Below are 14,191 nucleotides of genomic sequence, written 5' to 3' on the forward strand. Positions count from 1 at the left end.
CCGGTTCCCCAGCCCGATTCAGGATTTACTGCTAATGACTCAGACTCTCAGCCAGCTTGAACACAACGGTGCCTTTATTGAGCGCCATATCGGTCCTTCACCTGAGCAGCAGGCGCAGATGCTTGACGCGATTGGTGCCCGTTCGCTGGACGCGTTAATCGGCACCATTGTGCCTGCCGACATTCAACTGCCAGGCCCGCCTGCGGTAGGCGAAGCCGCCACTGAACAGCAGGCGCTGGCGGAACTGAAAGCCATCGCCAGCCAGAATCTGCGTTACAAATCCTGGATCGGCATGGGATACAGTGCGGTGATCACCCCGCCGGTGATCCTGCGTAACATGCTGGAGAATCCCGGCTGGTACACCGCTTACACCCCTTATCAGCCTGAGGTGTCGCAGGGCCGTCTGGAAGCACTGCTGAACTTCCAGCAGCTGACGCTGGATCTCACCGGCATGGATATCGCCTCCGCCTCACTGCTGGATGAAGCGACCGCCGCCGCCGAAGCGATGGCGATGGCAAAACGCGTCAGCAAGCTCAAAAACGCGAATAAATTTTTCATTGCCGATGATATCCATCCGCAGACGCTGGATGTGGTGCGAACCCGTGCAGAAACGTTCGGCTTTGAACTGATTATCGACCGTGCAGAGAAAGCGCCTGAGCATGACGATCTGTTTGGCGTGCTGCTGCAACAGGTGGGCACCACCGGTGAAGCGCACGACTACCGCGCTCTGATTGCCGCACTTAAAGCGCGCAAAGTGGTCGTCAGCGTGGCCGCCGACTTTATGTCGTTAGTCCTGCTGGAAGCGCCTGGTAAGCAGGGCGCGGACATCGTGTTTGGTTCGGCTCAGCGCTTCGGCGTGCCCATGGGTTACGGCGGGCCTCACGCGGCGTTCTTCGCCAGCCGTGACGAGCATAAACGCTCTATGCCGGGCCGCATCATTGGTGTCTCGCGCGATGCCGCAGGCAATACGGCGCTGCGCATGGCGATGCAGACCCGCGAGCAGCATATCCGCCGCGAAAAGGCCAACTCCAACATCTGTACTTCACAGGTGCTGCTGGCCAACATTGCCGGTCTCTATGCGGTGTTCCACGGCCCGGCCGGACTTAAACGTATCGCCTCACGCATTCACCGCTTCACCACGATTCTGGCAGCCGGCCTGCAGCAGGGCGGTCTGACGCTGCGCCATCAGCACTGGTTCGATACGCTGACGGTCGAGGTGGCGGATAAAGCCGCCGTGCTGAACCGCGCCCTGAGCTTTGGCGTTAACCTGCGCAGCGATATTCACAACGCGGTCGGCATCACGCTGGATGAAACCACCTGCCGCGAAGATATTCTGACGCTGTTCGCTATTCTGCTGGGTGACGATCAGCGTCCGGACCTGGAAAAACTCGACAGCGAAGTCGCCAGCGAAGGCCACGCTATTCCCGCCGGCCTGCTGCGCCAGAGCGACATTCTGACTCATCCGGTCTTCAACCGTCATCACAGCGAAACTGAGATGATGCGCTATATGCAAAGCCTGGAGAAAAAAGATCTGGCGCTGAACCAGGCGATGATCCCGCTCGGCTCCTGCACGATGAAGCTCAATGCCGCGGCGGAGATGATCCCGATCACCTGGCCGGAGTTTGCTGAGCTGCATCCTTTCTGCCCGGCTGAACAGGCCGCTGGTTATCTGCAGATGATCAGTCAGCTTTCACAGTGGCTGGTGCAACTCACCGGCTATGATGCGCTCTGTATGCAGCCTAACTCCGGGGCGCAGGGGGAGTACGCCGGACTGCTGGCGATCCGCCGCTATCATGAAAGTCGCGGCGAGGGGGATCGCCATCTCTGCCTGATCCCCAGCTCAGCCCACGGCACTAACCCGGCCTCTGCTCAGATGGCGGGTATGGATGTGGTGGTGGTGGCCTGTGATAAACAGGGCAACATCGATCTGGGTGACCTGCGCGAAAAAGCCGCTCAGGCAGGTGATAAACTCTCCTGCATCATGGTGACTTATCCCTCTACCCATGGCGTCTATGAAGAGACCATCCGCGAAGTGTGCCAGATTGTTCATCAGTATGGCGGTCAGGTCTACCTGGATGGCGCAAACATGAATGCGCAGGTCGGCATCACCACGCCGGGATATATCGGCGCGGATGTGTCGCATCTCAATCTGCACAAAACCTTCTGCATCCCGCACGGCGGTGGCGGTCCGGGTATGGGACCGATTGGCGTCAAGGCGCATCTGGCTCCGTTTGTGCCGGGTCACAGCGTGGTGCAGATCGACGGTGTGCTGACGCAGCAGGGCGCGGTCTCCGCTGCACCGTTTGGCAGCGCCTCCATCCTGCCTATCAGCTGGATGTACATTCGTATGATGGGAGCCGAGGGGCTGAAACAGGCCAGCTCGGTCGCTATCCTCAATGCTAACTACATCGCCAGCCGCCTGCAGTCCGCCTATCCGGTGCTCTATACCGGCCGCGAAGGCCGCGTGGCGCACGAATGTATTCTCGACATTCGTCCGCTGAAAGAGCAGACCGGCATCAGCGAGCTGGATATTGCCAAGCGCCTGATCGATTACGGCTTCCACGCGCCGACCATGTCCTTCCCGGTCGCGGGCACCCTGATGGTGGAGCCAACCGAGTCGGAGAGTAAAATCGAACTGGATCGCTTTATTGATGCGATGCTGGCGATCCGCATCGAGATTGACCGGGTGGCGGCCGGTGAATGGCCGCTGGACGATAACCCGCTGGTGAATGCACCGCACACCCAGCTGGAAATCGTCGGTGAGTGGTCTCACCCTTACAGCCGTGAACTGGCGGTCTTCCCGGCGGGCAGCCACAACAAGTACTGGCCGACGGTGAAGCGTCTTGACGATGTCTTTGGCGACCGCAATCTGTTCTGCTCCTGCGTACCGATCAGCGACTATCAGTAAATCGCGGCAGCAGAATCTCATCCCCAGGGGCCGGTTTCCGGCCCTTTTTTATGGAGAAACAGTATGAAACTGGCACTGGTTACGGGAGGCAGCCGCGGCATCGGACGGGCAACGTCGCGGCTGCTGGCCGCTCGCGGTTATCGGGTCGCGGTGAACTATCGCCAGCGCGAGGCAGAAGCGCAGGAGGTGGTCAGCCAAATCCGGCAGCAGGGCGGGGAAGCCTTTGCGATTCAGGCTGATATTGCGGATGAAGAGGCGGTGAAGGCGATGTTTGCGCAGCTCGATCAGCAGGCGGAACCGCTGGCGCTGCTGGTGAACAACGCCGGTATTCTGTTTCAGCAGTGCCGCACCGAACAGCTGGATGCGGCGCGTCTGCAAAAGGTGTTTGCCACCAATGTTATCGGCACCTTTCTCTGCTGCCGGGAGGCGGTTAAGCGGATGGGTACCCATCATGGCGGCCAGGGCGGGGCGATCGTGAACGTTTCATCGGCGGCGTCCCGCACCGGTGCACCGGGCGAATATGTCGATTACGCCGCCTCAAAAGGGGCGATGGATACCCTGACCAGAGGATTGTCGCTGGAAGTGGCGCAGCAGGGCATCCGGGTAAACGGTGTCCGGCCAGGATTCATCTATACAGAGATGCATGCTGACGGCGGCGAGCCAGGCAGAGTAGACCGGCTTGCCAGTGCGATTCCGATGGGACGAGGCGGAGAAGCGGAGGAAATTGCGGAAGCGATCGTCTGGCTGGCCAGTGAAGCGGCCTCATACGTGACCGGCAGCATCATTGACGCTGCCGGTGGGCGCTGAGGCGTTTCGCCTCCGCGGCGGCGGGGCGCGTCAGAGGTTATCACCATTGCTGGCGATAACCTGCTGATACCAGCCGAAGCTCTTCTTCTTCGCACGGGAAAAGTCACCGCTGCCATCATCGTTTTTATTCACATGAATAAAGCCGTAACGCTTGTCGTACTGTCCGGTGGTGAACGAGACGCAGTCCAGGCAGCCCCACGGGGTGTAGCCCATTAACTCCACGCCATCATAGCTGACGGCTTTCTTCATCTCTTCAATGTGTGCGCGCAGATAGTCGATGCGGTAATCATCGTCAATCATCCCGTCGGCACCCGGCTTATCGATCGCGCCAAAGCCATTTTCCACAATAAACAGCGGCTTCTGATAACGTTCATAAAGGTCGTTCAGGGCATAGCGCAGGCCAACCGGGTCGATCTGCCAGCCCCAGTCGGAGGCTTTCACATGCGGGTTTTTCACTACGCCTTCAAAGCCGGTAATCGGATCGTCAACGCCGCTGGCATCGGTCTTCACGGCGTTGCTCATGTAGTAGCTGAAGCCAACGTAGTCTGCGCAGCCCTGACGCAGCGTTTCGGCATCGTCAGCGTCCATCTGAATGTCATACCCTTTGCGTGCCCACTCTTTCAGGGTATAGGCCGGATAGTATCCGCGCATCTGCACATCACTGAACACGTAGCGCTGATGCATCGCTTCCTGCGCCAGGGCCACATCATCCGGATGGCAGGAGAACGGGTAGACCGGCACCATGGCGATCATGCAGCCAATCTGAAAGTCCGGATTGATGTCGTGTCCGAGTTTCACCACTTTTGCGCTGGCAACAAACTGATGGTGCATCACCTGATACATCGCCTCTTCAGGCTTCTCATGTTCAGTGAAGATCACCCCTGAGCAGCAGTATCCAAACAGCGGATAACGCCAGTTGCGCTGGTTGTTGATCTCGTTAAAGGTCATCCAGTATTTCACTTTGTCTTTATAGCGCTTCAGCACCACTTCACTGAAGCGCACAAAGAAGTCGACCACTTTGCGGTTATGCCAGCCGCCATACTCTTTAACCAGGTGATAAGGCATTTCGAAGTGAGAGAGAGTGATGACGGGTTCAATGCCATACTTCAGCAGTTCATCAAACAGGTCGTCATAGAATTGCAGGCCCGCTTCGTTGGGCTGCTGCTCATCCCCGTTCGGGAAGATGCGGGTCCAGGCAATGGAGGTGCGGAAACATCTGAAGCCCATCTCGGCAAACAGCGCGACATCCTTTTTATAGTGAGAGTAGAACTCCACGCCCTGATGGTTCGGATAGAAATGGCCGGGCTGCACGCCATCGGTAATGACCCGATCAACACCATGTGAACCGCCGGTCAGCACGTCTGCAATGCTGACTCCTTTGCCGCCCTGATCCCAGCCGCCTTCAACCTGATGCGCTGCCACCGCGCCACCCCAGAGAAAGTCTTTGGGTAACTGCAATTCTGCACTCATGTTTCACTCCGTTCCGGATAAAGAAATTGCGATGAGTGTAGCAAGGCAATAATCAAAGTCACGATATAACACCGCGCGAGAAATGGCGTTTGTTACCTGTGAAAAACAGGCTGTTTTATTTTCGCAGCTGGCGGCCGATCGCCTCAATAATATAGGTTACCGGAACCTGTGTCGTAATGTCCGTGTTGTCAGCCAGACGAATAATCGGCACATGGTAGCAGAGGGTAAAATCGCCGATTTTCGCCAGCGAGCTGCTCTCCGTATTCGTTATCGCAATGATTCTGCACTTGTTCAGGCTGAACTGGCTGGCAATACGCAGGATCTCTTCGGTTTCACCGGAGACGGATAAAATAATCGCAATCGCGTTCTGATAGAGGTCGGGACTGATCGGATAATAGGGATCATCTATTGCGTGGCTGAATTTACCGAGGTTAGAGAAAAAGCGGGCGCCATATTTCGCCAGGCTGCCTGATGTGCCGACGCCAATAAAGAAAACCTGCTCAGCCTGAGCAATTTTCTGTGCGGCCTGAGCGATGAGCTGTTCAAACGCCGGATTGTTAATGCTGTTAAAGAAACTCAGCATCTCGCTCACCCCGGCGGTATTCAGCTGAGGCGTATGCTGCTGTTCGGCTAAGCGCAGACGAATGCGAAATTCTGACCAGCCTTCACAGTGCATCTTACGGCAGAAGCGCAGCACGGTGGTCGTGGAGACCCCCGCCTGCTCAGCCAGTTCGCGGATGGTCATATAACTGACGCCTTCACGATGTTTAATGATGAACTGATAGACCTGCATTTCCAGATCGTTAAGACGGGCGAGATCGCGGTGCGAAAACATGGATGACTCGTTGAACGGTTGACCTGGGGTCAGTCTATCAGATTCAGCAGCCGGTTTAACGGTTACAGAATTTCATAAGATAATTTTAGCGTACAGGTGTACACTGAAATCGTTATCAACCCGGCTGGAGAATATCATCACTGCGATTACGCTGTTCAGGACACACTTATGACCCCCACACTTTCTCACAAACCACGACCCGCAGCAGAAAGTTGGTTCGGCGAAGAAATTGCCAACAGTATCAGTCATGGTCTGGGCTGTCTGTCAGGCATCGCCGGCCTGGTGCTGATGCTTCATCAGGCCATCGAACGCCAGGCGGATACCCTGACCTTTGTCAGCTACAGCCTCTATGGCGGCAGTATGATCCTGCTGTTTCTGGCTTCGACGCTCTATCACGCCATTCCCGATGGCCCGGTCCGGCCCTGGCTGAAAACGTTTGACCACTGCGCGATCTATCTGCTGATCGCCGGAACCTACACGCCGTTTCTGCTGGTGGGACTCAGGACGCCGCTGGCGTATGGATTAATGGCGGTAATCTGGGGGCTGGCGCTGGCTGGTATTCTGTTTAAGCTTACCATTGCCCATCGCTTTAAAGTGCTGTCGCTGGTGACCTATCTCTGTATGGGGTGGCTGTCGCTGATCGTGGTTTATCAGCTGGCCATGATTATGCCGCCAGCCTGTATCTGGCTGCTGGCAGCAGGCGGGATAATCTACTCGCTGGGGGTGATTTTCTATGTGGCACGCCGCATTCCCTACAATCATGCCATCTGGCATGGATTCGTACTGGGCGGCTCACTCTGTCATTTCTGCGCCATCTACTTCTATGTACGCTGACGCTTCGCGAATGTGGCCCTGACGTGACGTCAGGGCCAGAAGGTGACTCAGCTCTCATCCAGCGAATAGGGCAGGGGCTGCACCGTCAGATGACCACCTTCATCGCCTTCAACCCGCAGCACGCTGTCCGGCTCCAGATCGTTGTTCAGCACCACCTGAATCCAGCTGGTGCCATCATCCAGCTGCACAGCCGCCAGCACGCTGCCGGTACGACGCCAGCGCTCACCCATCTGCAGCTCCAGCGGCGCGTTGGCTTCAGGCAGATGGCTTGCCTTACCCGCCAGCCAGTAAAGGGCGCGTTTGTTAGCACCGCGATATTTCGCCCGGGCCACCATCTCCTGTCCGGCATAGCACCCTTTTTTAAAGCTGATGGCATCCAGCGCCTGCAGGTTGGTGGCCTGCGGAATAAACTGCACGCTGGTGGCGGGAACGATCACCGGAATACCGGCTTCGATATCCAGCGCCAGCCACTGCTGGCTGTCGTTGAACTGTGCATCCTCGCTGAGTTTCTGCTTCAGCACGTCGGCCTGGGCCGGTGATGTCACAATCAGAAAACGTTCGGCCGGATGCGCAAACCACAGCAGGGTAGTTTCACCCTGATGCACCACCGGCTTCTCGCTGTCAGGCAACGCCTCAAACAGGTTAGCCAGGGCAGCACGCGCCTGGAAACCAGCCACACCCAGCAGAAGTGCTTCATCGTCGGGCGTCATCGTGACTTTTGAAAACACCGCATATTTCTTCAGCTCGGCCAGCTGGGTGTCGCGCAGCTCGCGCCGGATCAGGTAGGCATACCCTTCACCGCGATGAAACAGACGCAGATTGCTCCACATTTTGCCTTTGGCGTCGCAGTGCGCGGCGGGGGAGTGATGATCGGCATCCAGCGCCGCGACATCCAGCGTTAACTGACCCTGCAGGTAGGCAGTGCTGTCCGCACCGGTAATCGAAACCAGTGCCCAGCTGTCCAGTGACATCAGGGTTAACGGCAGACGGGACGACGCGGCAGGCTGGCGCGGCGGTAAAGTAAAAGTGGGCATGGAGATATCCTGTGTAAGAAGGTTCATCCGGAACAATGTCTTCAATGTTAAAAGAGCCGCCTGGCAATGCAACCTGTTTACGGAAAACGGCGCACAAAAGGCGTGATAGCCCTGCAAAGAGGCCGCCTGAAATGTGGCAGGTTGCACAGCATGCGACGCAGCGCCTGCGAGCCGTAGTAAACCAGGTTACACTAAGCGCCACGTTGTGAACTGTGGAAACTGATGCATGGATATTAATGATAAATCACGTATTCAGTGGGCCTGCCGTCGCGGCATGCTGGAACTGGATGTGGCGATTATGCCGTTCTTCAAATTTGAGTATGACACGCTGAGCGACACCGATAAGCAGGTCTTTGTCGCGCTGCTGAAGAGTGACGATCCCGATCTGTTCAACTGGCTGATGAATCACGGCGAGCCAAAGGATCCTGAGCTTAAGCGGATGGTCAATCTCATCCAGCAGCGCAACCATGAGCGCGGCCCGGTGGCAATGTAAGCTGCGGCCCTCCCGGCTGGCGTGCGGGGTGCTGTGCGTCTGGCTGGTGGCTGCCGTCTCGGGCGTGCTGCTGATGGCGCTGCCCGTGGGTGGGGAGCTGCTGCGGAGCGGAATGATCCTGCTGCTGCTGGCGGAGGGCGGTCGTGTCTGCCGGCGGCTGAGGCTGCGGCGCGGGACGCTGGAGCGGGAAAGTGTCCATTGCTGGATCTGGCAGGGAAAACGCTGGCGTCCCACTCAGCCACTGCGCTGGTTACCGGCGGGCGTGCTGCTGGTGGCGAAGAGCGAAGAGGGTGACAGGCTGCGCTGGTGGCTGATGCAGGACGCTATGCAGCCTGACGAATGGCGGGCGTTGCGCGCCTGCTGCTTCAGCAGGGCGCGACATTAACGGCGAAGAGGCATAAGCGCGCATTTCGACTGACCCGCGGCCGGTCAGATTCTGCCGGGCATTCCGCGCCGTCTCCGTATGTGGCTGGCGGCCGCAACGGCTGAAGAGGGTTACAGCAGTCCGGCAGTCTCGGTTAACACCTGCTCGCACCACTGCTCTACGCGCTCATCCGTCACTTCAAACTGATTCACGTCATCCAGCGCCAGGCCGACAAACTGTGTACCATCGGCAGTGAGTGGTCGGGGACTGGTGAACTCATAGCCCTCCAGCGGCCAGTAGCCCACGAAACGTACCCCCATCGGCTGCAGCAGATCGTGCAGCATACCGAGCGCATCCAGAAACCATTCACCGTAGCCAATCTGATCGCCCATACCATACAGCGCCACAATCTTATTCTGCAGATTCAGCGCGGGCAGCTGCGTCCAGATCGCCTCCCAGTCCTCCTGCAACTCACCAAAATCCCAGGTGGGGATGCCCATGATCAGCAAATCGTACTGCTCCATCAGGCGTGGGTCATCATCCTTAACGTTATGCAACGTGACCAGCTCGTCGCCGATGAAATCGCGAATTTTCTCCGCCACGATTTCGGTGTAACAGGTACTGGAACCGTAAAACAGACCGATTTTCATGCAGATAACACTCTGTAAATACTGACTTTGGCGCAATTGTACCAGAAGCGCTGCTGAATCAGGCATAATGAGCATGATTTTACACCAGACGGCGGAGATAACGTGCAGGACAGCGAACTGACAGAACAGTTTCTTGACGCGCTCTGGATTGAGCGCAATCTGGCGCAGAACACGCTCTCCTCCTATCGCCAGGATCTCCAGACGCTGACCGGCTGGCTGGCGCATCACCAGCTGACGCTGCTCAGCGTGACGCCAGCCGATCTGCAGCAGTTTCTGGCTGAACGGCTGGAAGGAGGCTACAAGGCGACCAGCTCAGCGCGGCTGCTCAGCGCCATGCGTCGCCTGTTCCAGTATCTGTACCGTGAAAAAGTGCGCCCCGACGATCCCAGTGCGCTGCTCTCGGCACCCAAACTGCCACAGCGACTGCCGAAAGATCTCACTGAGGCGCAGGTCGAGCGGCTGCTGCAGGCACCCAATACCGATATCCCACTGGAGTTGCGCGATAAGGCGATGCTGGAGCTGCTCTATGCCACCGGCCTGCGCGTCTCCGAACTGACGGGGCTGACGCTCAGCGACATCAGCCTGCGTCAGGGCGTCGTCCGGGTAATCGGTAAAGGTGATAAAGAGCGGCTGGTGCCATTAGGTGAAGAAGCGGTTTACTGGCTGGAGCAATATATGGAACATGGTCGCCCGTGGCTGCTTAATGGTCAGACGCTGGACGTGATGTTTCCCAGTAATCGGGCGCAGCAGATGACGCGGCAGACCTTCTGGCATCGTATTAAGCATTACGCCACGCTGGCGGGCATCGACGCCGAAAAGTTATCACCCCATGTGATGCGCCATGCCTTTGCCACGCATCTGCTGAACCACGGCGCTGATTTGCGTGTCGTACAGATGTTGCTGGGGCACAGCGATCTCTCCACCACGCAAATTTATACGCATGTCGCCACCGAGCGCCTGCGTCAGTTGCATCAACAACACCATCCGCGAGCCTGAACCGCGGCCATAAGGACAACGATGAACAAGCATTTTGCCATGCTGGCCCTGTTAGCCAGCGCCTTTTCCGGTCTTGCTCAGGCCGATGACAGCGCCATTCAGCAATCCCTGAAAAAGCTCGGGCTGAATCAGACAGAGATCAGCCCGTCCCCGCTGCCAGGGTTCAAAACCGTGCTGTCAGAGAGCGGCGTGCTCTACGTGACCGACGACGGTAAACATATGATTCAGGGCCCGCTGTATGACGTCAGCGGCACTCAGCCGGTGAACGTCACCAATAAGCTGCTCGACAAAAAGGTCGAGGCGCTGGTGCCGGAGATGATCGTCTACAAAGCGCCTAAAGAGCAGCATGTCGTGACCGTCTTTACCGACATTACCTGCGGCTACTGTCACAAGCTGCACGAGCAGATGGCGGACTACAACGCACTGGGTATCACCGTGCGCTACCTGGCGTTTCCACGGGAAGGGCTGAATGGTCAGATCGCACCGGCGATGAAAGCGATCTGGTGCAGCGCCGACCGCAACAAAGCCTTTGACGAGGCAATGAAAGGCAATGCGCCGAAGATGGCTGCGCCCGACAGCTGCAAAATTGATATTGCTCAGCACTACAAACTGGGCGTGCTGTTCGGCATTCAGGGCACCCCGGCCATGCTCACCGACAGCGGCATGATGATCCCCGGTTATCAGACGCCGCAGGAGCTGAAGCAGGTGCTGGACAATCAGAAGCGTGGTGGTTAATCGGTGGTAAAACAGGATGTGGAACTCCGTCGCCGTGAGGTGACGGTAGACGATGCGCTGCCGGCGACCCTGCCGCCGCTGCTGAAGCGACTCTATCTGCACCGCGGTGTGCGCGATGCCGCAGAGCTGGAGCGCGGTGCAAAAAATCTGTTGCCGTTTCAGTCCTTAAGCGGGATTGAGAGCGCCGTTGCGCTGCTGCATCAGGCGCTGCTGGATGGCCGTCGTATCATGGTGGTCGGCGACTTTGATGCCGATGGCGCGACCAGTACCGCGCTGACGGTGATGGCGCTGCGCAGTATGGGCGGCAGTAACGTGCAGTATCTGGTGCCGAATCGCTTTGAAGATGGGTATGGCCTCAGCCCGGAAGTGGTAGAGCAGGCGCGTGCACGGGGCGCCGCCATGATCCTGACGGTCGATAACGGCATCTCCTCCCACGCCGGGGTGGAGTACGCGCATCAGCACGGCATTCCGGTGCTGATCACCGACCATCACCTGCCGGGCGAGACCTTACCGGCCGCTGAGGCGATCGTGAATCCTAACCTGCCCGACTGCGACTTTCCTTCACGGGCGCTGGCGGGCGTTGGCGTTGCGTTCTATCTGATGCTGGCGCTGCGCGCCCATCTGCGCACCCAAGGCTGGTTCGGCGTTACCCGCGCCGAGCCAAATCTGGCCGGGATGCTGGACCTGGTGGCGCTCGGCACGGTCGCCGATGTGGTGCCGCTCGACGTTAACAACCGTATTCTGGTATGGCAGGGGCTGAGCCGTATCCGGGCCGGAAAATGCCGGCCAGGCATCCGGGCGCTGCTGGAGATTGCGAATCGAGATGCGCGTCAGCTGGCGGCCAGCGATCTCGGTTTTGCGCTGGGGCCACGGCTTAATGCCGCGGGGCGGCTCGACGACATGTCGGTGGGCGTGGCGCTGCTGATGACTGATGACCTGAGTCAGGCGCGGATGTTAGCCAGTGAGCTGGACGCACTCAACCAGACGCGAAAAGAGATCGAGCAGGGCATGCAGAGCGAGGCGCTGGCGTTGTGTCAGGCGCTGGAGCGTGAGCAGCGCGATCTGCCGCTGGGACTGGCCTTCTATCATCCTGAGTGGCATCAGGGCGTCGTCGGCATTCTGGCCTCACGACTGAAAGAGCGTTTTCATCGTCCGGTCATTGCCTTCGCGCCCGCGGGCGATGGCACGCTGAAAGGCTCAGGACGTTCGATTGCCGGTCTGCATCTGCGTGATGCGCTGGAGCGGCTGGATACCCTGAACCCCGGCCTGATGCTGAAGTTTGGTGGCCACGCGATGGCGGCAGGCTTATCGCTGGAAACGGACCGCTACGAGGAGTTCCGTCAGCGCTTTGCCGACCTGGTCGGTGAGTGGCTGGACGGCGAATCGCTGCAGGGCATCATCTGGTCTGACGGTGCGCTGCAACCGCAGGATTTTTCGCTGCAGACGGCTGAGATGCTGCGTGAGGCGGGCCCCTGGGGCCAGGCGTTCCCGGAACCGGCCTTCGACGGCCGGTTTAAACTGCTGCAACAGCGGCTGGTGGGCGAGCGGCATCTGAAAGTGATGGTCGAACCGCTCGACGGCGGTCCGCTGATCGACGGTATCGCCTTTAATGTCGATACCACACTGTGGCCTGACAGCAGCGTGCGTCAGGTCGAACTGGCTTATAAGCTGGATATCAACGAGTATCGCGGTAACCGCTCGGTACAGCTGATCATCGACCATCTCTGGCCGCTGAACTAGGTTCTGTCAGGTTTGCGCCTCTGCGATGATGGCAGGCGCGCATGCCTGACTGCCTCCCGTCGTCTCCTCTGACGGGGCCGCAGCGCCAACAGCCGGGAAGAAAATGCGGCGCGTCACGCCGTTCCCGCATCCCCCCTGTCTCAACGCTACAAACTGCCGCCAGTTTCGGGTAAACTTGTGCGTTAAATTTCCTGTCCCATCGAACATAAAAAAGACGCTAAAGCCATGTTTGAAATCAACCCGGTCAAAAACCGTATTCAGGACCTCAGTGAGCGCAGCGACGTTCTTCGGGGGTATCTTTGACTACGATGCCAAGAAAGAACGCCTCGAAGAAGTAAACGCCGAGCTGGAACAGCCCGATGTCTGGAACGAACCTGAGCGTGCTCAGGCGCTGGGCAAAGAGCGCGCCTCGCTGGAAGCGATCGTGCAGACGCTGGATCAGATGGCGCAGGGCCTGGAAGATGTGCAGGGTCTGCTGGAGCTGGCCGTCGAAGCGGAAGACGAAGAGACTTTCAACGAAGCGGTTGCCGAGCTGGACGTGCTTGAGGGCAAGCTGGGCGAACTGGAGTTCCGCCGCATGTTCTCCGGTGAGTATGACAGCGCTGACTGCTACATCGATCTGCAGGCCGGTTCCGGCGGCACCGAAGCGCAGGACTGGGCCAGCATGCTGATGCGTATGTATCTGCGTTGGGCCGAAGCAAAAGGCTTCAAAACCGAAATTATCGAAGAGTCTGAAGGTGAAGTCGCGGGCATCAAATCCGTGACCATTCGCGTGTCAGGCGACTACGCCTTCGGCTGGCTGCGCACGGAAACCGGCGTCCATCGCCTGGTGCGTAAGAGTCCGTTCGACTCCGGCGGCCGTCGTCACACCTCATTCAGCTCCGCCTTTATTTACCCGGAAGTGGATGACGATATTGATATCGACATCAACCCGGCGGATCTGCGTATTGACGTCTATCGCGCATCGGGCGCGGGCGGTCAGCACGTTAACCGGACGGAATCTGCGGTGCGTATTACCCACATTCCAACCGGAACGGTGACTCAGTGTCAGAACGACCGTTCTCAGCACAAGAACAAAGATCAGGCGATGAAGCAGATGAAGGCGAAGCTGTACGAGCTTGAGATGCAGAAGAAAAATGCTGAGAAACAGGCGCTGGAAGACAACAAGTCTGACATCGGCTGGGGAAGTCAGATCCGTTCTTACGTGCTTGATGATGCCCGCATCAAAGATCTGCGCACCGGCGTAGAGACGCGTAACACCCAGGCGGTACTGGACGGCGATCTGGATCGATTCATTGAAGCTAGTTTAAAAGCAGGGTTATAAG

The 14,191-nt window shown here is 58.2% G+C and carries 13 protein-coding genes; 9 read left to right on the forward strand and 4 right to left on the reverse strand.

What is annotated here, in order from left to right; translation table 11 throughout:
* Nucleotides 1-34: 34 nt before the first annotated feature.
* Together gcvP and AC1V0D_RS16915 are read left to right on the forward strand one after the other, a co-directional pair.
* Nucleotides 35-2,908 carry an aminomethyl-transferring glycine dehydrogenase gene (gene gcvP, locus AC1V0D_RS16910; RefSeq protein ID WP_482907790.1) on the forward strand — a complete coding sequence of 958 codons (2,874 nt, stop codon included), beginning with the start codon at nt 35-37 and terminating at the stop codon, nt 2,906-2,908.
* A 63-nt stretch (nt 2,909-2,971) separates the two neighbouring features.
* A complete protein-coding gene (locus tag AC1V0D_RS16915; RefSeq protein ID WP_058958030.1) occupies nt 2,972-3,715 on the forward strand; it encodes an SDR family oxidoreductase in 744 nt (247 codons plus the stop codon).
* A gap of 30 nt (nt 3,716-3,745) precedes the next feature.
* Here AC1V0D_RS16915 and AC1V0D_RS16920 read toward each other — a convergent pair whose 3' ends face one another.
* Entirely contained in the window at nt 3,746-5,185 is a 1,440-nt protein-coding gene (locus tag AC1V0D_RS16920) for a 6-phospho-beta-glucosidase (RefSeq protein WP_482907791.1), read from the reverse strand.
* Nucleotides 5,186-5,300: 115 nt separating this feature from the next.
* Entirely contained in the window at nt 5,301-6,020 is a 720-nt protein-coding gene (locus tag AC1V0D_RS16925) for a MurR/RpiR family transcriptional regulator (RefSeq protein WP_009087083.1), read from the reverse strand.
* Nucleotides 6,021-6,188: 168 nt separating this feature from the next.
* Here AC1V0D_RS16925 and trhA point away from each other — a divergent pair, with 168 nt between their 5' ends.
* Nucleotides 6,189-6,854 carry a PAQR family membrane homeostasis protein TrhA gene (gene trhA, locus AC1V0D_RS16930; protein WP_482907792.1) on the forward strand — a complete coding sequence of 222 codons (666 nt, stop codon included), beginning with the start codon at nt 6,189-6,191 and terminating at the stop codon, nt 6,852-6,854.
* Nucleotides 6,855-6,901: 47 nt separating this feature from the next.
* Here the strand turns inward: trhA and ygfZ are convergent, their stop codons facing one another.
* Nucleotides 6,902-7,888 (reverse strand): tRNA-modifying protein YgfZ, encoded by a 987-nt coding sequence (gene ygfZ, locus AC1V0D_RS16935; protein WP_009087079.1) that lies wholly within the window; start codon nt 7,886-7,888, stop codon nt 6,902-6,904.
* A 226-nt stretch (nt 7,889-8,114) separates the two neighbouring features.
* On the opposite strand from ygfZ, the gene sdhE reads away from it, so the two are divergent.
* Both sdhE and AC1V0D_RS16945 read left to right on the forward strand, forming a co-directional pair.
* Nucleotides 8,115-8,381: an FAD assembly factor SdhE gene (gene sdhE / locus AC1V0D_RS16940; protein ID WP_009087078.1), complete on the forward strand. Its 267-nt coding sequence runs from the start codon at nt 8,115-8,117 to the stop codon at nt 8,379-8,381.
* Entirely contained in the window at nt 8,356-8,766 is a 411-nt protein-coding gene (locus AC1V0D_RS16945) for a protein YgfX (protein WP_046102493.1), read from the forward strand. Before sdhE ends, AC1V0D_RS16945 begins: the two co-directional genes overlap by 26 nt.
* 110 nt (nt 8,767-8,876) lie before the next feature.
* Here AC1V0D_RS16945 and fldB read toward each other — a convergent pair whose 3' ends face one another.
* Entirely contained in the window at nt 8,877-9,395 is a 519-nt protein-coding gene (gene fldB / locus AC1V0D_RS16950; protein WP_046102492.1) for a flavodoxin FldB, read from the reverse strand.
* Between the two features lie 102 nt (nt 9,396-9,497).
* Here fldB and xerD point away from each other — a divergent pair, with 102 nt between their 5' ends.
* The 4 genes from xerD to prfB all read left to right on the forward strand — a co-directional run bounded on the left by xerD (nt 9,498) and on the right by prfB (nt 14,190).
* Nucleotides 9,498-10,391 carry a site-specific tyrosine recombinase XerD gene (gene xerD / locus AC1V0D_RS16955; RefSeq protein ID WP_009087070.1) on the forward strand — a complete coding sequence of 298 codons (894 nt, stop codon included), beginning with the start codon at nt 9,498-9,500 and terminating at the stop codon, nt 10,389-10,391.
* A 21-nt stretch (nt 10,392-10,412) separates the two neighbouring features.
* On the forward strand, nt 10,413-11,126 hold the full coding sequence (gene dsbC / locus AC1V0D_RS16960) for a bifunctional protein-disulfide isomerase/oxidoreductase DsbC (protein ID WP_009087068.1): 714 nt from the start codon (nt 10,413-10,415) through the stop codon (nt 11,124-11,126).
* 3 nt (nt 11,127-11,129) lie between these two features.
* Nucleotides 11,130-12,866 carry a single-stranded-DNA-specific exonuclease RecJ gene (gene recJ, locus AC1V0D_RS16965; protein ID WP_046102491.1) on the forward strand — a complete coding sequence of 579 codons (1,737 nt, stop codon included), beginning with the start codon at nt 11,130-11,132 and terminating at the stop codon, nt 12,864-12,866.
* Between the two features lie 225 nt (nt 12,867-13,091).
* Nucleotides 13,092-14,190, forward strand: a protein-coding gene (gene prfB, locus AC1V0D_RS16970) for a peptide chain release factor 2 (protein WP_111208374.1) whose coding sequence is annotated in 2 segments (ribosomal slippage) — nt 13,092-13,166 and nt 13,168-14,190 — 1,098 coding nt in all. Because the reading frame shifts where the segments join, the coding sequence is not laid out codon by codon here.
* Nucleotide 14,191 lies beyond the last annotated feature (1 nt).

Source organism: Pantoea sp. PA1 (assembly GCF_056856975.1).

Bases quoted from the DNA above. Each gene is read 5' to 3' on its own strand.
- AC1V0D_RS16920 (WP_482907791.1), bottom strand. From the start codon at position 5,185: ATGAGTGCAGAATTGCAGTTACCCAAAGACTTTCTCTGGGGTGGCGCG.
- sdhE (WP_009087078.1), top strand. From the start codon at position 8,115: ATGGATATTAATGATAAATCACGTATTCAGTGGGCCTGCCGTCGCGGC.
- AC1V0D_RS16925 (WP_009087083.1), bottom strand. From the start codon at position 6,020: ATGTTTTCGCACCGCGATCTCGCCCGTCTTAACGATCTGGAAATGCAG.
- fldB (WP_046102492.1), bottom strand. From the start codon at position 9,395: ATGAAAATCGGTCTGTTTTACGGTTCCAGTACCTGTTACACCGAAATC.
- AC1V0D_RS16915 (WP_058958030.1), top strand. From the start codon at position 2,972: ATGAAACTGGCACTGGTTACGGGAGGCAGCCGCGGCATCGGACGGGCA.
- AC1V0D_RS16945 (WP_046102493.1), top strand. From the start codon at position 8,356: ATGAGCGCGGCCCGGTGGCAATGTAAGCTGCGGCCCTCCCGGCTGGCG.
- trhA (WP_482907792.1), top strand. From the start codon at position 6,189: ATGACCCCCACACTTTCTCACAAACCACGACCCGCAGCAGAAAGTTGG.
- ygfZ (WP_009087079.1), bottom strand. From the start codon at position 7,888: ATGCCCACTTTTACTTTACCGCCGCGCCAGCCTGCCGCGTCGTCCCGT.
- dsbC (WP_009087068.1), top strand. From the start codon at position 10,413: ATGAACAAGCATTTTGCCATGCTGGCCCTGTTAGCCAGCGCCTTTTCC.
- gcvP (WP_482907790.1), top strand. From the start codon at position 35: ATGACTCAGACTCTCAGCCAGCTTGAACACAACGGTGCCTTTATTGAG.